This is a genomic window from Streptomyces sp. NBC_01116 (genome assembly GCF_041435495.1).
In the GTDB taxonomy this organism is placed as follows: Bacteria; Actinomycetota; Actinomycetes; order Streptomycetales; family Streptomycetaceae; genus Streptomyces.
This window is the reverse complement of record NZ_CP108644.1, coordinates 2,702,012-2,722,147: the sequence shown is the minus strand read 5'-3', so window position 1 is coordinate 2,722,147 and position 20,136 is coordinate 2,702,012. Positions and strand designations below refer to the sequence as shown.

The 20,136-nt window shown below is 73.8% G+C and carries 13 protein-coding genes and 1 tRNA gene; 8 read left to right on the top strand and 6 right to left on the bottom strand.

Going from position 1 to position 20,136, the window contains the following annotated elements:
* Positions 1 to 59: 59 nt before the first annotated feature.
* Positions 60 to 132: transfer RNA gene (locus OG245_RS11815), tRNA-Arg, on the bottom strand.
* 306 nt (positions 133 to 438) lie between these two features.
* Here OG245_RS11815 and OG245_RS11810 point away from each other — a divergent pair.
* The 7 genes from OG245_RS11810 (at position 439) to OG245_RS11780 (ending at position 9,215) form a co-directional block, all read left to right on the top strand.
* Positions 439 to 2,082: an ATP-binding protein gene (locus OG245_RS11810; protein ID WP_371623475.1), complete on the top strand. Its 1,644-nt coding sequence runs from the start codon at positions 439 to 441 to the stop codon at positions 2,080 to 2,082.
* The gene (locus tag OG245_RS11805) at positions 2,079 to 4,001 is read left to right on the top strand and encodes a GTPase (protein WP_371623474.1); all 1,923 of its coding nucleotides are present in this window, start codon (positions 2,079 to 2,081) and stop codon (positions 3,999 to 4,001) included. Before OG245_RS11810 ends, OG245_RS11805 begins: the two co-directional genes overlap by 4 nt.
* A 135-nt stretch (positions 4,002 to 4,136) precedes the next feature.
* Positions 4,137 to 4,598 (top strand): single-stranded DNA-binding protein, encoded by a 462-nt coding sequence (locus OG245_RS11800; RefSeq protein ID WP_371623473.1) that lies wholly within the window; start codon positions 4,137 to 4,139, stop codon positions 4,596 to 4,598.
* A 198-nt stretch (positions 4,599 to 4,796) separates the two neighbouring features.
* Entirely contained in the window at positions 4,797 to 6,284 is a 1,488-nt protein-coding gene (locus OG245_RS11795) for a Cys-Gln thioester bond-forming surface protein (RefSeq protein ID WP_371623472.1), read from the top strand.
* A 125-nt stretch (positions 6,285 to 6,409) separates the two neighbouring features.
* Positions 6,410 to 8,074, top strand: coding sequence for an energy-dependent translational throttle protein EttA (ettA, locus tag OG245_RS11790; RefSeq protein ID WP_371623471.1), 1,665 nt, complete (start codon positions 6,410 to 6,412; stop codon positions 8,072 to 8,074).
* 5 nt (positions 8,075 to 8,079) lie between these two features.
* Positions 8,080 to 8,502: a thioesterase family protein gene (locus OG245_RS11785; RefSeq protein WP_007448086.1), complete on the top strand. Its 423-nt coding sequence runs from the start codon at positions 8,080 to 8,082 to the stop codon at positions 8,500 to 8,502.
* Positions 8,499 to 9,215 carry a hypothetical protein gene (locus OG245_RS11780; protein ID WP_371623470.1) on the top strand — a complete coding sequence of 239 codons (717 nt, stop codon included), beginning with the start codon at positions 8,499 to 8,501 and terminating at the stop codon, positions 9,213 to 9,215. The genes OG245_RS11785 and OG245_RS11780 overlap by 4 nt, the downstream gene beginning before the upstream one ends.
* A gap of 34 nt (positions 9,216 to 9,249) precedes the next feature.
* Here OG245_RS11780 and OG245_RS11775 read toward each other — a convergent pair whose 3' ends face one another.
* The 5 genes from OG245_RS11775 to OG245_RS11755 form a co-directional block, all read right to left on the bottom strand.
* On the bottom strand, positions 9,250 to 10,797 hold the full coding sequence (locus tag OG245_RS11775; RefSeq protein ID WP_371623469.1) for an alpha/beta hydrolase: 1,548 nt from the start codon (positions 10,795 to 10,797) through the stop codon (positions 9,250 to 9,252).
* Between the two features lie 370 nt (positions 10,798 to 11,167).
* A complete protein-coding gene (locus OG245_RS11770; RefSeq protein ID WP_371623468.1) occupies positions 11,168 to 12,175 on the bottom strand; it encodes an ABC transporter ATP-binding protein in 1,008 nt (335 codons plus the stop codon).
* Positions 12,172 to 15,048: an ABC transporter permease gene (locus OG245_RS11765; protein WP_371623467.1), complete on the bottom strand. Its 2,877-nt coding sequence runs from the start codon at positions 15,046 to 15,048 to the stop codon at positions 12,172 to 12,174. The genes OG245_RS11770 and OG245_RS11765 overlap by 4 nt, the downstream gene beginning before the upstream one ends.
* A gap of 1 nt (position 15,049) precedes the next feature.
* Positions 15,050 to 18,340 carry an FtsX-like permease family protein gene (locus OG245_RS11760; RefSeq protein WP_371623466.1) on the bottom strand — a complete coding sequence of 1,097 codons (3,291 nt, stop codon included), beginning with the start codon at positions 18,338 to 18,340 and terminating at the stop codon, positions 15,050 to 15,052.
* A gap of 281 nt (positions 18,341 to 18,621) precedes the next feature.
* Positions 18,622 to 19,026 (bottom strand): globin, encoded by a 405-nt coding sequence (locus tag OG245_RS11755; RefSeq protein ID WP_003969111.1) that lies wholly within the window; start codon positions 19,024 to 19,026, stop codon positions 18,622 to 18,624.
* A 109-nt stretch (positions 19,027 to 19,135) separates the two neighbouring features.
* Here OG245_RS11755 and OG245_RS11750 point away from each other — a divergent pair, with 109 nt between their 5' ends.
* Positions 19,136 to 20,125, top strand: a complete 990-nt coding sequence (locus OG245_RS11750; RefSeq protein WP_371623465.1) for a methyltransferase domain-containing protein — start codon at positions 19,136 to 19,138, stop codon at positions 20,123 to 20,125.
* The last annotated feature ends 11 nt before the right edge of the window (positions 20,126 to 20,136 follow it).

Below are 20,136 nucleotides of genomic sequence, written 5' to 3'. Positions count from 1 at the left end.
CCCCCTGACCGACGAAAAGGCCCTCCGGTGCGGAGGGCCTCTCGGTCGTGCGGTCGGTGCGCCCCCGGCAGGACTCGAACCTGCGGCCAAGCGCTTAGAAGGCGCCTGCTCTATCCACTGAGCTACGGGGGCCGGGAGTCCTGATCGGTGGCTCCGTGGCCGTGCCGGGACAAGGATAGGGCTCCGATCCCCTGGACCCGGTTGCTTCACCTGCGTGGCACGATGTGGAGGTTCGGTGAAGCGAACCGATAATCGCAGGTAGGTGCGATTCCTGCATCGGTTTTCGCTCCCCTCGTGCCGGGTGTTGTGCACTCGTTATGCCCCCGCCCCACTCGTCCCCTCTGTCCTGACTCTGTCCAGAGGGTGGAACCGCCGCGCAGAGGGGGCTATACGCTTCAAAAAGGCTTCAAAATTGGGCATTCTTCGCATGTGGTGACCATGGACGTACGGCCTCAGCTCATCGACGCACTTTCCGCCCTGCGCGACCGTGTCGCCGCCGTGCGTCTTCCACTGCCCCTGCCGGGGGCCGAACGGGCCCGGCAGACCAGGGTCGAACTCCTCGCCCAGCTCGACGACTACCTCCTGCCGCGCCTCAAGGACCCCGAGGCGCCGCTGCTCGCCGTGATCGGCGGATCCACCGGGGCCGGGAAGTCCACCCTGGTCAACTCGCTGGTGGGATGCCGGGTCAGCCAGGCCGGGGTGCTGCGGCCCACCACACGGACCCCGGTGCTGGTCTGTCACCCGGACGACCACCACTGGTTCGCCGGAGTGCGGGTGCTGCCCCAGCTGACCCGGATCTGGCTGCCGCCGGGCCAGGCTCCCGACCCGGACGGGCTGGACGACCTCGCCGCCCGGGGGGAGGACGGGGAGACCGCGCTGCGGGTGGAGACCGCCGTCAGCCTGCCCCGCGGGCTCGCCCTCCTGGACGCCCCGGACATCGACTCGCTCGTCGTGCGCAACCGGGTCCTCGCCGCCGAACTCATCTGCGCCGCCGACGTCTGGGTGATGGTCACCACCGCCTCGCGCTACGCCGACGCCGTGCCCTGGCACCTGCTGCGCACCGCGAAGGAGTACGACGCGGCCCTCGTCACCGTCCTCGACCGGGTGCCCCACCAGGTGATCACCGAGGTGTCCCGGCAGTACGCGGCGCTGCTGACCCGGGCCGGACTCGGGGACGTACCCCGGTTCACCATCCCGGAGCTGCCCGAGTCCGCGGGCGGCGGCAGCGGACTGCTCCCCACCACCGCTGTCGCCCCGCTGCGCGCCTGGCTCGCCCACCGGGCCCAGGACCCCGCCGCCCGGCAGCAGGCGGTGGCGCGCACCGCCTCCGGCGTCATCCAGTCGCTCAACGTGCGGATGCCCGCACTGGCCTCCGCCGTCGCCGCCCAGTACGCCGCCTCCGTACGGCTGACCGGGGTGGTCCAGGACGCGTACGGCAAGGAGGCCGCCCGGATCCGGCGCCGCCTCCGGAGCGGTGCGGTGCTCTCCGGGGACGCGCGCACCCGGTGGCGCGGCTACCCGCTCTACAGCTCGCCCGAGGAACTCCTCGAAGCCCTCGTCGACAGCCTGGTGTCCCTGCTCCAGTGCTCGGTCTCCGCCGCCGACGAACAGATCCGCGCCCAGTGGGGCCGCGAGCCCGCCGGCAGCCTCTTCCGGTTCGAGGACGCCGTACGGGAGGCGGGCGGCTGGGGGCCCGCCGAGGACGTCGAAGGCCGGATCTCGGTCGCCGTACGCCGGTGGCGGCGGGTCCTGGAGGAACTGGCCGAGGAGGAGGTGCGCCAGCTCGAACGCAACGTGGCGCCCGCCCCCGAGACCGTCTCCGCGCTGCTCGCGGCCGCCCTGCTCGGCGGGCGGCGCGCCCGCGCGGCGGGGGAGCAGCTCGCCGAACGCATCGGCGCCCAGGGTGCGCTGCGCCTCCGCGACAAGGGCGGTGAGCTGCTGACGACCTACCTCGACCACGTGCTCGACGGCGAACGCGACCGCCGCCTCGCCCCGCTCGACGCGCTCGACGTCGCCCCCGAACCCCAGGCCGAACTGATCGCCGCGCTTTCCGTACTGCAGAAGGAGAGGTGGCAGCGATGACCGCCGTCACGGACCAGGACAACGGCAACGGCAACGGCAGCGGCAAGGACAGCGGCCTCAGCGGCAGAGACGGCGGGAAGGCGGACGGGGGCGCGCCGGGCAGGGTCGGGGACGGGCGCTGGGACGACGGACTCATCGCCCGGCGCGCGGCGGCGGCCGAAGCGGACGTGGCCGGTGACACCGTGTCCCGGGCGTCCGCCGAGGACGACGCGGAGCCGCAGGTCGAGGCGTACGATCCCTCCGGCGGGCCGCTGCCGCCCCGGCTCGACGCCCTGCGCGAACTCGTCGGGCTGTCCCGCGCCCGGCTCGACCGGGACACCCTCGCCGAGGCGGGACGCGTCCTGGACGAGGCCGCCGCCCGGCAGCGGCTCTCCTCGCGGCACACGGTCATCGCCGTCGCGGGCGCCACCGGCAGCGGGAAGTCGACCCTGTTCAACGCGCTCGCCGGGGCCCCGATCTCCGACACCGGGCTGCGCCGGCCCACCACCTCCCAGCCCATCGCGTGCAGCTGGACCGACGGCGCCGCCGGCCTGCTGGACCGCCTCGCCGTCCCCGGCCGACTGCGCCGCAGGCCCCACCCCGGGCCCGTCGCCTTCGACGAGGCGCTCCAGGGGCTCGTCCTGGTCGACCTGCCCGACCACGACTCGGCGGCCACCGAGCACCGCGACCAGGTGGACCGGGCCCTGGCCCTGGTCGACGCGGTGATCTGGGTCGTCGACCCGGAGAAGTACGCCGACGCCGCCCTCCACGAACGCTATCTGCGCCCGCTCGCCGGACACGCCGAGGTCACCTTCGTCGTCCTCAACCAGACCGACCGGCTGCCCGGCGAAGCGGCCGACCTCGTGCTCGACGACCTGCGCCGGCTCCTCGACGACGACGGCATCGCACTCGGCGAGCACGGCGAACCCGGCGCCACCGTCATGTCCCTGTCCGCGCTCACCGGGGACGGGGTGCCCGAACTCCGCGAAATGGTCGGCCGCTTCGTCCAGGACCGCACGGCCGCCACCCGCCGCCTCTGGGCCGACGTCGACGCGGCGGCGGCGCGGCTGCGCCCGGTCTACGTGGCCGAGGGGCGGCCCGGACTGGGCGAGCGGGCCCGCGAGGAGTTCACCGACCGGCTGGCCGAGGCCGTCGGCGCGGCGGCGGCCGGACAGGCCGCCGAACGGGAGTGGCGCAGGAACGCCGGACGGGCCTGCGGGACGCCGTGGCTGCGGCTCTGGCGCTGGTACGAGAACCGGGGCCTGCCCGGCAGTCTGGACCGGATGGGCCAGGCGCTCACCCCGCCCGAGGAGGAGCTGACGGCCCGGCAACGGGTCGAGCAGGCGGTGCGGATCGTCGCGGACGACGCCGCCGACGGGCTGCCGGGGCCCTGGGCGCAGGCGGTGCGCGAGGCCGCGTTCACCGGGGCGGAGGGGCTGCCCGAGGCGCTGGACGAACTGGCGGTCAGGGCCGGGGCCCCCGGCGCGGCCAAGCGGGGCGGCGGGACGGAGGCGGGACAGGGCGCCGCCACCGGAGCCCCGTTCGGCGGCGCGCTCGGCGGCCGCCCGGCCAAGCCGCCCCGGCCGAAGTGGTGGCCCGCCGCGGTGCTGGCCCAGGTGTCGATGACGCTCCTCCAGATCTTCGGCGGCCTGTGGCTGGTCGGCCAGATCATCGGCGTCCTGGAGCCGGGGCTCCTCACGCCCGCGCTCATCATGCTGGCCGGAGTCGTCGGCGGCCCGCTCGTGGAGTGGTCCTGCGCCGCGGCCATCCGGGGACCGGCCAGGAGGTACGGGCAGGACGCCGAGCGCCGGCTGCGCGAGGCGGCCGCCGGGTGCGGCCGGGCCAGGGTCCTGGATCCGGTCGCGGCCGAGCTGGTGCGCTACCGGGAAGTGCGGGAGCGGTACGTGACGGTGACGGAGTTCTCCACAACCGGCCGGTAGTCCACAGCCCCCGACGCGATTCCCATCCGGCGCCCACCATGGAGTCCGCACCCCACCGCTCGTACCGGGAGGTACGAGCGGTGCGATGCGGTACGAGCGGTGTGATCCGGTACGACAAGGAAAGCGGGGCGGGAAATGAACGAGACCTTGGTGACCCTGGTGGGTAACGCCGCGACGGCTGTGGAGTTCCGCGAGACGGCCACCGGCGGAATGGCGCGATTCCGTTTCGCCGTGACGCCGCGGCGGTGGGACCGTGAGAAACAGCTCTGGGCCGATGGCCGCACCAGCTTCTACACCGTCTGGTCCTGGCGGACGCTCGCCGCGAATCTGGCCGGTTCCGTATCGGTCGGAGAACCTCTGGTCGTGCACGGCCGATTGAAGGTCCGGGAGGAGGAACAGGCCGGTCAGAGGCGGACGTTCGTCGATGTCGAGGCCGTCGCCGTCGGCCACGACCTGAGCCGCGGAACGGCCGCCTTCCGCCGAGCGGCCCGAGCGGAAGCCCTTTTGACGGAGCGTCCGGAAAGCGTCACGGACGGCGATGCGGGGGAGTCGCGGGAAGAGCGGGAACACGTCGGCGCAATGGCGGCGGTGTCCTGAAAAGGCCGATCCTCGACAAGCGCGCCGGCCGTCGGGCGATAACGATTCCGATTCGGAATGGTTGTGCGGGGGCAGTACGGGGGACTGCCCTTCGCCCGTTCTTTAGGATTCCCAGTGCTCACGGGTCACTTGGGTCTGCTGGCGAGGCATTCCCCACACGCGCACCACGCGCGAGGGCCTCGCCCGGAGGGGAATTCTGTGTTTTCTGCGTCTTCAGCGTCCGCTGCGCCGTCCGGCACGACAGGGGCGCCCCCGGGCCGCGGGATCCCCCGCCCGGTCGCGGCGCTGCTGCTCTCCGGTCTCGTCGCGGCTGCCGCACTCGTCGGCGCCGGACCGGCGGCGGCCGACGACCCGGGCCGGCACCACGGCGGCGCGGCCGCGGTGCTCGACGGGCTGAAGACCTACGACAGCGCCGTCCTCCGCATCGCGGGGAAGGACGGCGCGCCCGCCCGGACCCAGGAGCTGCCCGCCGGACTGTTCGAGATGACCGTCGACGGCGGCGGCAAGCTCAAGACCTACTGCATCGACCTCCACAACCCCACCCAGGACCAGGCGAAGTACCTGGAGACCCCCTGGGCCGAGACCTCGCTGGGCGGCAACCGGAACGCCGGGAAGATCCACTGGATCCTCCAGCACTCCTACCCCCAGGTCGACGACCTGGCCGCGCTCGCCGCCGCCGCCGGCACCGGGCCGCTGACCGAGCGGACCGCCGCCGCCGGGACCCAGGTCGCCATCTGGCGCTATTCGGACAACGCCGACATCACCGCGTCGGACAAGCAGGCGGAGAAGCTCGCCGACTGGCTGCACCGCAACGCGCGCAAGGCCAAGGAGCCCCGGGCCTCGCTGACCCTGGAGCCGGCCGCCGTCTCCGGCCGGGCCGGAGAGCGGCTCGGCCCCGTGACCGTCCGCACCTCCGCGGACCAGGTCTCGGTGTCGCCCCCGGTGGACGCGCCGGTCAGCGGCATCGCGGTCACGGACGAGAAGGGCGAGCCCGTCACCGAAGCGGCGGACGGCGACCGGCTCTACTTCGCCGTGCCGAAGGACACCGCCGACGGCACCGCGTCCCTCGCCGTCCAGGCCACCACCTCCGTGCCGGTCGGCCGGGCCCTCGTCGGGACCGGCCGCACCCAGACCCAGATCCTGGCCGGCTCCAGCGAGTCCACCGTCTCCGCGCGGGCCACCGCCACCTGGGCCGAGAAGGACGCCGCCCCCGCGCTGACCGCACGGAAGAACTGCGCCGCGGGCGGCGTGGACATCACGGCCGCCAACCGGGGCGAGAAGCCGTTCACCTTCGAGCTGGCCGGAACCGAGCACACCATCGCCGCCGGGGCCACCCGCACGGTGACGGTCCCCGTCGCCGAGGACCAGGCGTACGACTTCACCATCACCGGGCCCGCCGGGTTCGCCAGGACCTTCACCGGGGTGCTGGACTGCGCCACCAGCGGCAGCGTCCTGGACCAGGTGGGCGAGGGCGACGCCGGCAACGACATCGGCACCCGGAGCGCCCCGCAGTCCGTGCCCGCCACGACCGGCTCCGCCACGTCGGGGCTGGCGGGCGACCTCGCCGAGACCGGCGGCTCCAGCGCCACCCCGATGCTCGCCGCGGTCGCCATCGGACTGCTCGTCGTGGGCGGCGGCGCGGTCTTCAGCCTCCGCCGGAAGAAGCCTCACGCCGACGCCGGGTGAGCTTCCGTGCTCAGGGAGTGACGTCGCTCCCGTGTCGATCCCCGGACGGGTTTCCGTCCGGGGAGGGCCGTCAGGCAAGATGGGGTGTATCTGCCCACACCTCTATTGCTGCCGGACGGTTTCTCTTGGCTGAGTACATCTACACCATGCGCAAGACGCGCAAAGCGCACGGCGACAAGGTGATTCTCGATGACGTCAACCTGAACTTCCTGCCCGGCGCGAAGATCGGTGTCGTGGGGCCCAACGGCGCCGGTAAGTCCACGGTGCTGAAGATCATGGCGGGCCTGGAGCAGCCCTCCAACGGCGACGCCTTCATCTCGCCCGGTTTCAGCGTCGGCATCCTCATGCAGGAGCCGAAGCTGGACGAGTCGAAGACCGTCCTGGAGAACGTCCAGGACGGCGCCGCCGAGGTCATGGGCAAGCTCAAGCGCTTCAACGAGGTCGCCGAGCTGATGGCGACCGACTACTCCGACGCGCTCATGGACGAGATGGGCAAGCTCCAGGAAGACCTGGACCACGCGAACGCGTGGGACCTGGACGCGCAGCTGGAGCAGGCCATGGACGCCCTGGGCTGCCCGCCCGGCGACTGGCCGGTCACCAACCTCTCCGGTGGCGAGAAGCGCCGTGTGGCGCTCTGCAAGCTGCTCATCGAGGCCCCGGACCTGCTCCTCCTCGACGAGCCCACCAACCACCTGGACGCCGAGTCGGTGAACTGGCTGGAGCAGCACCTCTCGAAGTACACGGGTGCCGTCGTCGCCGTCACCCACGACCGGTACTTCCTGAACAACGTCGCCGAGTGGATCCTCGAACTGGACCGCGGCCGCGCGATCCCCTACGAGGGCAACTACTCCACCTACCTCGACAAGAAGGCCACCCGCCTCAAGGTCGAGGGCCGCAAGGACGAGAAGCGTCAGAAGCGGCTCAAGGAAGAGCTGGAGTGGGTGCGGTCCAACGCCAAGGGCCGCCAGACCAAGTCCAAGGCCCGACTCGCCCGCTACGAGGAGATGGCGGCCGAGGCGGACAAGATGCGGAAGCTGGACTTCGAGGAGATCCAGATTCCGCCGGGCCCGCGGCTCGGTTCCATCGTCGTCGAGGTCGAGAACCTCTCGAAGGCCTTCGGCGACAAGGTCCTCATCGACGACCTGTCGTTCACGCTGCCCCGTAACGGCATCGTCGGCGTCATCGGTCCGAACGGCGCGGGCAAGACCACGCTGTTCAAGATGATCCAGGGCCTGGAGACGCCGGACAGCGGCTCGGTCAAGATCGGTGACACGGTCAAGATCTCCTACGTCGACCAGTCCCGCGCCAACATCGACCCGAAGAAGACCCTCTGGGCCGTCGTCTCGGACGAGCTGGACTACATCAACGTCGGCCAGGTCGAGATGCCCTCGCGCGCCTACGTCTCCGCCTTCGGCTTCAAGGGCCCGGACCAGCAGAAGCCGGCCGGCGTCCTGTCCGGTGGTGAGCGCAACCGCCTCAACCTGGCCCTGACGCTCAAGGAGGGCGGCAACCTGCTGCTCCTCGACGAGCCCACCAACGACCTCGACGTCGAGACGCTCTCCTCGCTGGAGAACGCCCTCCTGGAGTTCCCGGGCGCCGCGGTGGTCATCTCCCACGACCGTTGGTTCCTGGACCGCGTCGCCACGCACATCCTCGCCTACGAGGGTGACTCCAAGTGGTACTGGTTCGAGGGCAACTTCGAGTCGTACGAGAAGAACAAGATCGAGCGCCTCGGCGCGGACGCGGCACGCCCGCACCGTGCCACGTACAAGAAGCTCACGCGAGGCTGATCGTCTTGGCTCGTCATCTCTACAGCTGCCCCCTGCGCTGGTCGGACATGGACGCCTTCGGCCACGTCAACAACGTGGTCTTCCTCCGCTACCTGGAGGAGGCGCGCATCGACTTCATGTTCCGGCTGGCGCCCGGGGACGGCTCGCCGTCGTTCTCGGGCGGGTCCGTCGTGGCCCGTCACGAGATCGACTACGTGCGGCCGCTGGTCCACCGGCACGAGCCGGTGACCGTCGAGTCGTGGGTCACGAAGATCGGCGCCGCGTCCCTGACGATCGCCTATGAGATCAAGGACCCCGACCAGGTGTACGTACGCGCCTCGACCGTCGTCGTGCCGTACGACCTGGCGGCGGAGCGGCCCCGGCGGATCTCCGCCGAGGAGAAGCTCTTCCTCCAGCAGTACCTGGCAGAGGAGCCCGCCGCGGCATGACCGTGCCCGTGCAGTCGCTGCGGTTCGCCGACGCGAGGGAGGCGGCGGATCTCGCCGCCTTCCTCGGCCGGCTGCTCCACTACGACCGGGCCGCCGCGGTCCGGCTCCAGGCGGGCGGCGGCGACGCGCTGGCCGTGTTCGGCCGTCCGCCCTCCTTCGAGGTCCTCGCCATCCGCGCCGCCCGCCTGGCCCGCCCCGAGACGCTCGACGTCACGGTGTCGGCCGGGGAGCTGCTGGAGAGCCTGGACGTTCCCGGTCCCGGAGACCCCGAGGGCGACCCGGAGCCGGGCGCCGGTGCGCTGCCCGCCCCCGTCACCGGGCCGCCGTGGACCGGTGTGCTGCCGCCCCGGGGCCCCTGGCGGGAGCAGCCCGGGCTGCCGGGGCCGGACGCCCTGCGCGCCGAGCTGGAAGCCGCCGTCGCCGACTTCCGCACCCGGGACGAGGCCCTGCCCGAGGAGCGGCGCACCCGTGCCGAGCGGGACCGTATCGGCCGCGAGATCTGGTCCCGGCCGGTAGGCGCCACGGGGCTTCCGCTCCGGGCCGTCCACGCGGCCCAGTCCCTCGGCTTCCTCCGGGCCGACCCCCGTTTCCCGGTATCGCTGCTGTCCTCGGGCATCTGGCTCAGGCTGCGGACCCCGTACGGCTCGATCGCCCTGCGCCGCACGACGAGCGGCGAGCTCGGAGCCCTGCCCTTCACCGTCGGCCCCCGCTGACCCGGAGGTCCCGCCCCCCCCGGATGCCCGCCGATCATCGCTCGGACCTCCCGGCCGCGGGGCAGGTGAGGTCGTGCGCGGGCAGGGCCCCGTCGCGCAGATAGGCGTTGACGGCCCGGTCGGCGCAGGGCACCGGTCGCAACCCGTCGGTCCCGCGCCCGTAGACGCCGTGCGCGCGGATGTCCGCCGTCACCAGCCGCGATCCGGTCAGCCTGCGGTGCAGGGCCAACGCCCCCTCGTACGGCACGTTGTTGTCGTGGCGGGCCTGGAGCATCAGGACGGGCACGTCGTTGCCGATCCTGGTGCCGGGCTCTGCCGGCCCGGTCTCCCAGAAGGCGCAGGGGGCCGTCATCCCGTTCACGAACGGACCGAAGACGGGCTGCTCGGTCCGGCTGCGCTGGGAGTTCTTCCAGTACGTCTCCGGGTCGGCGGGCCATCCGCCGGCCGGCCAGCCGCCGTCCCCGCACATGAACACCGCACCGCCCAGCATGCTGTCCGCCAGCTCGGGGGAGGCGAGCATCTCCAGCATCGCGGCCAGTTCGGGACCGGGCTCGACCGGCTTTCCGGCGGCCGCGTCCACCAGGTCCCGTACCGTGCCGGCGAACGCCGCGTCGTACTCCTCGTGCTGGATCAGCTGCCGGAGCACGAGCCGCAGGACGGGGGCGTCGAGCCGGGTGCCGGCGACGGACACCGGGCGTCTCTCCGCCTGGTCGAGGAGCCGCTGCACACGGGCCCGCACCTCGGCGGCCGTGCGGCCCAGGGCGTAGGCGCCGTGGCGCCGGGCGGTCCAGCCGGCCCAGGTGTCCAGGGCCTCTTCGAGCGGCTTCCCGGCCGACCGGAACAGCTCGTACTGGGTGGCCGTGGGGTCGGTGCTGGAGTCGAGCACCATCCGGTCCGCCCGCCGCGGGAAGAGCTGGGTGTAGACGGCGCCCAGATCGGCCCCGTACGAGACGCCGTAGTAGGAGAGCCTGCGCTCGCCCAGCGCCGCGCGGATCGCGTCCATGTCGCGGGCGACGTTGCGCGAGGAGGCGTGCGGGAGCAGCGCGGCGTTGTCCCCGTGCCGGCCGCAGCGCCGCGCGGTGTCACGGGCCGCGAGGACCGATCTGTCGAAGTCCCGGCGCGCGGAGGTGACGGGGCCGGGCGGCACGGCCGGCGCCGCCGGGGCGCAGCCGACCGGCGTGGAGTCGCCGAGGAAGCGGGGGTCGAAGCCGATCAGGTCGTAGCGGTCCGCCACGTCCCCCAACGCCGGTCGCAGGCGCAGGGTGTTGTCGAGACCGGCCCCGCCCGGCCCGCCCGGGTTGGAGAGGAGGATGCCGCGGCGCCGGGAGGGGTCCGCGGCCTTGATCCGGGAGATGGCGACCTGGATCGTGCGGCCGCCGGGATCGGCGTGATCGAGGGGCACGGTGACGTCGGCGCACTGGGCGCCCGCTCTGTTCAGATCCTCGTGCCGGTCCGGGCAGGGTCCCCAGTCGAGGTGCCGGGGTACGGGTGCGGGCGACGGGGAGGCCGCGGTCGCGGGCACCGCTCCCGCGAGCAGACCGGCCAGTCCCAGGCCGACGAACAGGAGTGGGGCGACGCGCATGGCGCTCCTCGGAGCAGGTGGAATGACCTGACCGACGTTACGAGCGCACCCGATGCCGCCACCATCCGGACAGCCCCTCGAACTGTCCTGGTGCCAGCCCTACTTGCCGTGCTCCCGCCTGCCGGGGCGCGCGCCGGTGTCCGCTCCCGGGCTGCTAGGGCGTGTTTCGAAAGTCCCGCCTGCTCGGCGGCGTCTGGCACTTCCCCAAGCTCTCGGCTTCGCTCGAGCAGGGGAGGCCCCATCCCTCGCCGCGTTGTCGGGATCACCCCGATACATCCAGTATCGGGGCGACCCTCCGCCTTGCGATCGCACGCACCAGACGCCGCCGAGCCCGCCCTCCGGGCGGACGGCGCTACTTTCGAAACACGCCCTAGGGCGTGCCCGGCTCCTTCGGGGCTGCCCCGTGCGCGTCCGGCCAGACGCCGATGTGGTCCTGCTCCAGCTCCAGCAGCACCCGGTGCTCCATGCCCAGCGCCTGCGTGTAGTCCGCGGGCAGCTGGAGCCGCCCCGCCCGGTCGAGCATCGCGTACTCCCGGGCCACCTGCGACTCCTGGCCCGTCGCCGCGTCCACCTCCGTGCGGCGCAGCACCTCGGAGGACGTACGGCCGTCGCGGATGGCGACCGTACGCCGCACCTCGTCGGCGACCGCCTGGTCATGGGTGACGATCACGATGGAGGTGCCCAACTCCTCGTTGGCGCGCCGGAACGCGGCGAAGACCTGTTCCCCGGTGGCCGAGTCCAGCTCCCCGGTCGGCTCGTCCGCGAGCAGCACGGAGGGGGAGTTGGCCAAGGCGACCGCGATGGCCACCCGCTGCTGCTGCCCACCGGACAACTGCTGGGGGCGCCGGTCGCGGCAGTCCGCGATGTCGAGCATGGTGAGCAACGACTCCGCTCGGGCGGCCCGTTCGCGCTTGCCGCCACCGCCGCGCAACTGCATGGGCAGGGTGATGTTCTGGATCGCGGTGAGATACGGGAGCAGATTGCGGGCGGTCTGCTGCCAGACGAACCCGACCACGTCCCGGCGGTAGCGGAGCCGCTCCTTCGGGCCCATCGACAGCAGATCGCAGCCCGCGACCTTCGCCGAACCCGCCGTCGGCACGTCCAGGCCCGCCAGGATGTTCATCAGCGTCGACTTGCCGCTGCCCGAAGCCCCCACCAGGGCCATCAACTCGCCCTCGGTGACCAGCAGATCGAGGCCCTGGAGGGCCTGCACCTCCACCCCGTCCGTGGTGAAGATCCGCACCACACGGTCGCAGGCGATCAGCGCGTCGTGCCCGTAGGAAGGGCGGTCCCGGCGGGCCGCGGCCCGCTGCTCCAGCTCCGCCAGCGTCGTTTCGGCCGCGCCGGCCGTGCCTGCCGTCTCGGTGGACGAGGTCATCGGGAGTCTCCTGCCCTGAGTTCGGTGATCGATCCGCGGCGGCTCGCCCACCACGCCTGAACGCCCGCGACAGCGGCGGCGAGCGCCACCACCCCGGCGGCCGGCAGCCCCAGCGACCAGAGGTCGGTGCGGAGCACGACGGGGCCGGTGTCCGCTCCGGCGACGCCCGCGAGGGCCAGCGGGACCAGATCGACGCCGGGGGAGAGCAGGGCGATGGTCGCCCAGCCGGTGAACAGGCCGCCGCCCGCCGCCAGCAGCGCCTGCGGTGTCGCCTCGAAGGCCAGCAGCCGTCGGCCCTGCCCGGTGGTGAGCCCCATCGTCCGCAGCCGCGCCAGCAGCGTCTTGCGCTCCGGCGCTGTCTGGAGCAGCGACAGCAGTACGGCCAGCAGCGCGTAGCCGGCGCCGGCCGCGACGGCCGCGAGGTAGATCCGTTCTGCCCCCGCCTGCATCGGGGTGTTCACATACCGCGCGCGCTCCTCGGAACGCAGTTGTACGGCGTACTCCTTGCCGCCCGCCTCGACCGCCGCGTGCAGTCTCCCGGGATCCGGCGCCCCGGTCAGGAGCAGCGTGGTGGGCGCCTTCTGCTCCAGGACGGCGGAGTTCACGATCAGGAAGTTCGTGGTGGAGACCGACGCGACGCGCGAGGCGGTGCCCACGACCTGGACCTTGAAGTTGCCGGACAGCGTGTCGACCGCCTGCGGCTCCTTGCCCAGGCGGGCCGCCACCGTCGGGGAGGCGATGGCCGGAAGGACGCGCTCCGGACCGGACTGGGACTTCGCGCCCTCGGGCAGGGAGGCCGAGGCGCCGGTGGCCTTCAGCGGGGCGGCCGGGAAGGCCGGCAGCCCGGTCGCGCGGGCCAGCTCGGCGTACGAGGCGGGATCGACGCCCACCAGGGCCGCGGCCCTCACGTCGCCGCCGCTGCCGTTACCCGTACCGGCACGGTCCGAGCCTGCCCCGTCCCCGTCACCGCCCGCGTCCGTACCGCCGTCACCGGCCACGGCCTCCGGCAGGGCCACGCCGTACTCGACCCGGATCGGCGCCGCGTTCCGTACGCCGTCCAGGTCGCTCACCGCGCGGACCAACGCGTCCGGCAGCGTCGCCCGTTCGCTCGCGCCGCTGACCCGGGCGTCCGCGCCGACGGACGCCAGCGCGGCATCGTCCCGCGCGTCCCCGATACCGGCGATCACCGAGCCGCCGAACGCCGCCGTGGCCAGCGCCAGCAACAGGGCCAGCAGCGGCAGCGCCCCGCCGGCCGAGGAACGGCCGGCGCGGGCCAGCGAGAGGAAGCCGATCGCCCCGCGCAGCCGGGCCATGGGGCGCGCGGCGAGCCGCAGCGGCAGCGGGTAGAGCCGCACCAGCACCAGCGCCGCGATCAGCGCGACCAGCACCGGCGCGGCGCTGACCAGCAGGTCGGTGCCGCCCTCGGCCGACGTGCCGCGACGGCGCAGCGCCGTCACCGCGCCGACCGCCAGCACGAGCAGGGTCAGTTCGGCGACGGTCCGCCGCCGCGACGGCCGGGCGCTCACCATGTCCTCGCGGGCCCCGTGCAGCGTGGGCCGGATGTGCTGGAGCGTCGTGCGCACGGGCAGGGCGACACACACCAGGAGGCCGACGCCGGCGGCCGCCAGCGCGCCCGGCCACCATCGGCCCTCGCCCACCGCCAGCACCGCCAGCAGCAGCCCGAGCGCGCTCGCGGGCAGCACGGTCACCGCGGTCTCCGCCAGCAGCCGGCCGCCGATGCCGCGCAGCGAGCCGCCGCGTGAGCGCATCAGCGCCAGTTCGCCGCGGCGGCGGGCGGCGATCAGGGCCCCCGTCATCAGCAGGACGACGGCGGCCACGGAGCCGATACCGAGGGCGGCGACCGCGATCACGGGGCTGATCGCGTCGCGCATCCGCGTGTTGGCCTCCACGATGTGGCCGAGTCCGGTGGCGACCATCGCGGTGCCCCCGGCGACCTCCCGCACCTTCAGCAGCCCGGGGCCGCTCTCCAGCGAGGCGATGACGGACGTCAGCCGGGCGGCGTCGGGGCCGGTCAGCCCGGCGGGGTCCGGCGGGATGCGCCAGAAGAGGACGGGCTCGGCGGCCGTGCTCAGGAGCGCGGGACCGGCGTCCTCGGCCAGCAGGACGGTGCCGGTCCAGAAGTGCACCGGGAAGGGGCTCGTGGGGTCCGGGACCAGCGACGGGGTGCGCAGCAGCGGATCGGCGGACCAGTAGCTGCCCCGCGGGTCGCGCGGGGCCACGATGCCGGTGATCGTGACGGTGATGGGTTCCTGCGCCGCGGTGAGCAGCTCGATGGTCGCGCCGACCTTCACCTTCAGCTCGGCCGCCGTCTCCTCGGTGACCGCGCCCTGCACCTCACGGGAGTCCGACGTCACCTCGCGCGGCGTCGTCGGCCAGGCGCCCGAGGCCAGGGTGGCGTGCTCCTTCAGCCCCGACTGCGCCACGTACGAGAACTGCGGCGGAACCGCTTCGGGCCTCGGCAGCCAGGGCTCGTTCGCGACGGCCGGCTTCGTGGTGCGCACGCCGTACGCGACCGACGAGGTGTCGGCGCGCAGCGGTGCGGGCAGCGTCTTCAGCAGCCCCGCCCCGATCCGCGCCAGCTCGGGGCCGCGCACCTCGGCGTCCCGCTGCGCCTGCGGCAGCTCCAGCCCGGGCTGCGGGCGGGCGACCTCCAGCGTGCTGCGACCCGCGTCCGCCGTCAGGATGTCGTGGCGCAGCCCCTTCGACTCGTACGCGTCCACGGCCCGCGGGAACGCCGCGGCCAGGAAAGCCGTCACCAGCACCAGCACGGCGAGTGCCGTCGCCGCACCGGGCGCGGTACGCAGCCGGGTACGGATCCACGGGGCGGAGGCCGCCCGTTCGTTGTGACGCATGTCAGTGGTCCCCCTGGTGGCGCAGTGTGACCGCCGGGTCCCCGCGGCGGAGCGCCATCGTCGCGACGATCACGAGCGGCAGGGCGGCGACCCCGGCCAGCAGCGCCGCGACCTGCCCGGCGGGCAGCTCCACCAGCACCGGTGGAACAGGCCGGTCCGCCTGCCCGGTCAGCACGATGAGCGGGACGACGGCCCGGGTCAGCACCGTGCCGATGCCGAGCCCGATGAGCAGGGCGAGCGCGATCAGCACGCCCTGTTCGGCGGCGATCATGCGGGCCAGCTGGCGGCGCGGTGCGCCGAGCGCCCGCAACACACCCAGCTCGGCGGAGCGTTCGCGGCGGGAACCCGAGGCGCTGACCGCGAAGCCGACCGCGGCCAGCGCGGCGGCGACCACCGCCACGGCCCGCAGGGCCGACTGCGGACCCGCACCCAGCGGGTCGTCCACCAACTGCTGCGCGGCCTCCGCCCGGACCAGCACCTGGGCCGGATCGGTGTCCGGCAGGGCGCGCAGGGCGGCGGCCGCCTTCGCGGCGTCGCCCGGGGCGGCGCTCAGCCACCATTCGGTCGCCTCGATCGTGGCGGTGGGCCGGCGGGCCAGGACCTCGGTGACGGCCTTGAGGTCCAGCAGCAGCGCGCCGCCGTCGCCCGCTGCCTGCTCCCCGGCGCCGGACGACCCGCCGGCCTCGGTGGTCGGCAGCCGGCGCACCGCCTCCGCCAGGGTCACCCGGACGGTGTTCCCGGCCAGGGTGAGGTCGATCTCGTCGCCCAGCTTCGCGTTCGTGCTCTTCAGGTAGGCGTCCGTCGCGACCGCCTTGACCACGGCGGCCTTCGGCCGGGCGGCGGTGACCCGCAGGGTGCCGGAGGTCGGCTCCCAGTTGTCCTCGTTGTCCACGCCGGTGTCGTACGTGAAGTCGGGCAGGCCCGAGACGCCGTTGCGCACCGGCGGCGTGCCCGGCCGTTCCTCGCCGTACTCGGTGAGCGTCATGGCCGCGTCCCAGCGCATCGACTCCGGGGCCGCCACCGGGCGTTCGGCGCCCGACCCGGCGACCGCCCGCACGTCGCTCACCGAGACCCGCTGCTTTCGCGCGTAGTCGGACGGCGCGGAGCCGTCCACCTCGATGCCGGTCACGGCCAGACCGCCCGCCGCCGACACCGGGAAGGACGCCTGGACCGGCCGGCCGTCCACCGGCACCGGACCGGCCAGGGCGCGGTAGGGGAGGCCGTAGCGGTCCTCCAGGAGCACGGTGACCACCGGAGGATCCGGGTCCGGGTACAGGCTGTCCCCGGAAGGCTTCGACTCCGTGGTGATCCGCAGGTTCAGTTTCACCCGGGTGCTGTCCTCGGGGAGTACGAGCCCGGGGCGCGGCGCCCGCTCCGGGGCGATGGCCTCGAACAACTCCCGCGGACTGCCGTCGGCGAGGTCGTCGCGCATCAGCATCCGCTCGTCCGCGTGGGCGGTGTCCAGGGCGAGGACCTCGGCCGTGCGTCCGCCGGAGACCTCTACGTCCGCGCGGAAGGCGGGCGCCGCCTGCCGCACCCCCTCCAGGGCGCTGTAGGCGCCGGCCGCCGCCGGACCGCTCCCGTGCCCGCCCACGAGCCGGACCGAGGCGCCGGAGCCGAAGTCGGCCTGGTCGGACTGCGAGCGGTTCCAGGAGGCGCTCTGCCCGATCGCCAGCATGCCCATCGCGACCGACAGGACCAGCAGCAGCACCGGCCCCGCGCCGCGCAGCGGGCGGCGGCTGAACTGCCAGCCCGCCAGGGCCGCGGGCAGCCCCCGGCCCTTGGCGGCGCGTCGCTCGGCGAGCTTCGCGGCGGGCGGCAGCAGACGCAGCGTCAGGACCGTCCCGGCGAGCAGCGCCAGCGCGGGTGCGGTGACCAGCAGGGGGTCGATCCCGAGGTTCCCCGCCTGGTCGCCGCTGAGCGCTCCGCTGCCCGACTGCCGGTCCAACTGCCAGTACGCCACCGCCGCGATCAGGAGCAGCCCGAGATCCGCGCCCGCCCGCACCGGACCGGGCAGCGACGCGGCCCGGGTCCTGCGCCCGCCGGCCCCGGCCGTCAGCGACGGGGCCACCACGGCCAGCGCGCAGGCGAGCGCGACGGCCGCGGAGACCAGCCACACGGTGCCGGTCGAGGCCTCCTGGACCTTCAGCCCGATCCGGGACAGGGCGCTGCGTTCGGCCAGCAGCCCGGTCAGCGGCCCCGCGAGCAGCGGGGCGACCACCGCGGCGGGCACGGCGAGCAACAGCGCCTCGATCGCGGCGAAGGAGGTGATCCGGCCCCGCGAACCGCCCCGGGCCCGCAGCAGTTCGCGCTCGCCGTCGCGCTCGCTGTTCAGCAGCCGGGCCACGAGCAGCAGGGCGTACGCGGCGAGCAGCACCAGCTGCACCGCGACGATCATCAGCGTGGACCGGGAGACCAGCAGCGCCCGGTCGAGCTGGTCGAGCACGGTGGGCAGCGACATCCGCGCGGTGACCCCGGACGCGAACACCGGTGCTGCCGCGAGGGCCTTCGGTGCGGCGGCCGACGCCTCGCGCAGTCCTTCCATGGAGCCGGTGGTCAGCTCGGCGAAGTCGGCGGAGGCCGCCCAGGACGTCTCGCCTTCGGCCAGCACGCCGGAGGCGAGGACCGAGCGGTCGGTGAGCAGGGGGCCGTACGTCGTGAAGGCGAGCTCGCGCACCCCGCGCCCGCCGAGCGGGTCCAGCTGCCAGTACGGGTCGGACCGGTCGGCGGCCTCGTAGACGCCGGTGACCAGGATCCGCTGCTTCTTGTCGCGCAGCCGGTCGGTGACGGTGAGCCGCGCGCCCGGCTTCAGCTTCAGTGCCTCGGCGGCGACGACGGGCAGCGCGACCTGGACGGGTCCTGCGCCTTCGGAGGCGGCGGGCGCCCTGCCCCCGGTGATCCGCACCCGGTTCGGGTCGAGGGCGGCGAAGTGGGTGAGGTCCGGCTCGCCGCGTCGGGCGGCCGGGTCCTGGAGGCTCCGCGGCAGCGCGTACGACCCCGAACTCTCCAGCTTCCCCACGGTCACGGGCAGCCCGTCGAAGGCGTCGCGGGAGGCCGCGCGGACGGCTTCGTCGGCCTCCGCGCGCTGTTCGTGGTCCACGGAAGCGGAGACGACGAGGGCGGCGGAGGCGGCCGAGCCGTGGGTGAGCGTGTGGCGCAGGGCCGCGTCGCCCACGGAACCGGAGAACGCGGTGAGCGCGGCCAGGACGGAGGTGGTCAGCAGGACGGCGAGGACGGCCGCGGACAGCAGGAGGCGGTGAGCCCTCACCCGCAGAAGGACGAAACCCGTCACCTGATCCCCCAGCCCCGGAAACACCGCGTGCGCACGCCCCCCGACGTACCGGTGATGCTTTCAGAGGCAACAGGGTTTCGGTAACCGCTTACAGGTGCACCTTGATGCGATCGTGATCGTTATGCGGAGGTGGAGTGTCGAATTCCGGAGTTGCCCGGTCACGGATCGTGCAGATCTGATCATTCGGCGCGCTAGTCGCCGTGTTGACGGCGTTCAGGCCGCCGTGCTGACGGTGATCGGGCCGCGTTGCTGAAGGTGATCGGGCGCGGTGCTGACGCCGGTCAGTCGGCGGTGTTGACCATCGAGGCGGCGGCGTAGGTCAGGTAGTCCCACAGCTGCCGCTCGTGCTCGGGCGCGAGCCCCAGCTCGTCCAGCGCGACCCGCATATGGGCGAGCCAGGCGTCATGCGCCGCCCGGTCCACCCGGAACGGCGCGTGCCGCATCCGCAGCCGCGGGTGGCCCCGGTGGTCGCTGTAGGTGCGCGGGCCGCCCCAGTACTGCATGAGGAACAGCGCGAACCGCTCCTCGGCCGGACCCAGATCCTCCTCCGGATACATCGGCCGCAGCAGCTCGTCGCCCGCCACGCCCTCGTAGAAGCGGTGCACCAGGCGCCGGAAGGTCGCCTCGCCGCCGACCTGCTCGTAGAAGGTCTGCTCCTGAAGCGTGTCGCGCGGAATCTCAGTCACCCGTCCATGGTCGCAGACGCACCGGCCGAGGGCGGGGGTCCTAGGACCATGGGCCGAAAAGCCCGCTCGACCGCTCGCCCGCGCGGCCCCGGCGCAGGACAGTGGAGACATGGGTGCACACCGGCAGGGCCCCTCCCCGCCCGGGGCCGACGCGGCGCGGGAAGCCCTCGTGCGGGAGATCGCCGCACGGGGCGAGCTCACCGACCCCGCCTGGCGCGCGGCCTTCGCCGAGGTGCCCCGCCACCTGTTCGTGCCCTTCTACTACGTGCACGGAATCCGGGGCTTCGAGCGCCTCTGGGGCGAGGACCCCGATCCCGAACGGCGCTCCCGCTGGCTGCGCGGGGTGTACGCCGACGGGGCGCTGGCCACCCGCGTCAAGGACGGCGAACTCGTCTCGTCCTCCAGCCAGCCGTCCCTGATGGCCCTGATGCTCGACGCCCTCGACGTACGGGACGGACACACGGTCCTGGAGATCGGCACCGGCCCCGGCTACAACGCGGCGCTGCTCGCCCACCGGCTCGGCGACTCCGCGGTGACCAGCGTCGACCTGGACCCGGAGATCACGGAGTCGGCCCGGGGCCACCTCGCCGCGGCCGGACACCACCCGACGGTGGTCACCGGCGACGGGGCCCGGGGCTGCCCCCAGCGCGCCCCGTACGACCGGATCATCGCGACCTGCACCCTGCCGTCCGTACCGGGGACCTGGCCGGAACAGTGCCGTCCCGGGGCGCGCATCCTCGCGCCGCTCGCCACCGGCCTGGTCCTGCTCCGGGTCCGCGCGACGGCGCACGGCCCGCGCGCCGAGGGGCACTTCCTGCACACCCCGGCGTACTTCGTGCCCCTGCGCGGGGCGCTTCCGGGGCCCGGCGTGCTGCCGCACCTCGGCGGACTGCCGCGCCGGGTCGCCGGGGACGACCTCTTCCGGTTCCTCCTGACCCTGACCGCGGGCACCCTCGATCCGCGCGAGGCACTCTCCCTCTGGGAGCGCGAGGAGCGCCCGCAGCGGGAGAGGTACGGCATCACGGTCGGCCAGGGCCGGCAGTGGGCCTGGCTCGACGACCCGCAGGGTCCGCACACCTGGCCGCTCGGCGGCGGGTGAGCGGCGCGGGC

Excerpts from the sequence above, each read along its gene's own strand:
- OG245_RS11810 (WP_371623475.1), top strand. The coding sequence starts at position 439 with ATGGACGTACGGCCTCAGCTCATCGACGCACTTTCCGCCCTGCGCGAC.
- OG245_RS11805 (WP_371623474.1), top strand. The coding sequence starts at position 2,079 with ATGACCGCCGTCACGGACCAGGACAACGGCAACGGCAACGGCAGCGGC.
- OG245_RS11800 (WP_371623473.1), top strand. The coding sequence starts at position 4,137 with ATGAACGAGACCTTGGTGACCCTGGTGGGTAACGCCGCGACGGCTGTG.
- OG245_RS11780 (WP_371623470.1), top strand. The coding sequence starts at position 8,499 with ATGACCGTGCCCGTGCAGTCGCTGCGGTTCGCCGACGCGAGGGAGGCG.
- OG245_RS11775 (WP_371623469.1), bottom strand. The coding sequence starts at position 10,797 with ATGCGCGTCGCCCCACTCCTGTTCGTCGGCCTGGGACTGGCCGGTCTG.
- OG245_RS11770 (WP_371623468.1), bottom strand. The coding sequence starts at position 12,175 with ATGACCTCGTCCACCGAGACGGCAGGCACGGCCGGCGCGGCCGAAACG.
- OG245_RS11765 (WP_371623467.1), bottom strand. The coding sequence starts at position 15,048 with ATGCGTCACAACGAACGGGCGGCCTCCGCCCCGTGGATCCGTACCCGG.
- OG245_RS11750 (WP_371623465.1), top strand. The coding sequence starts at position 19,136 with ATGGGTGCACACCGGCAGGGCCCCTCCCCGCCCGGGGCCGACGCGGCG.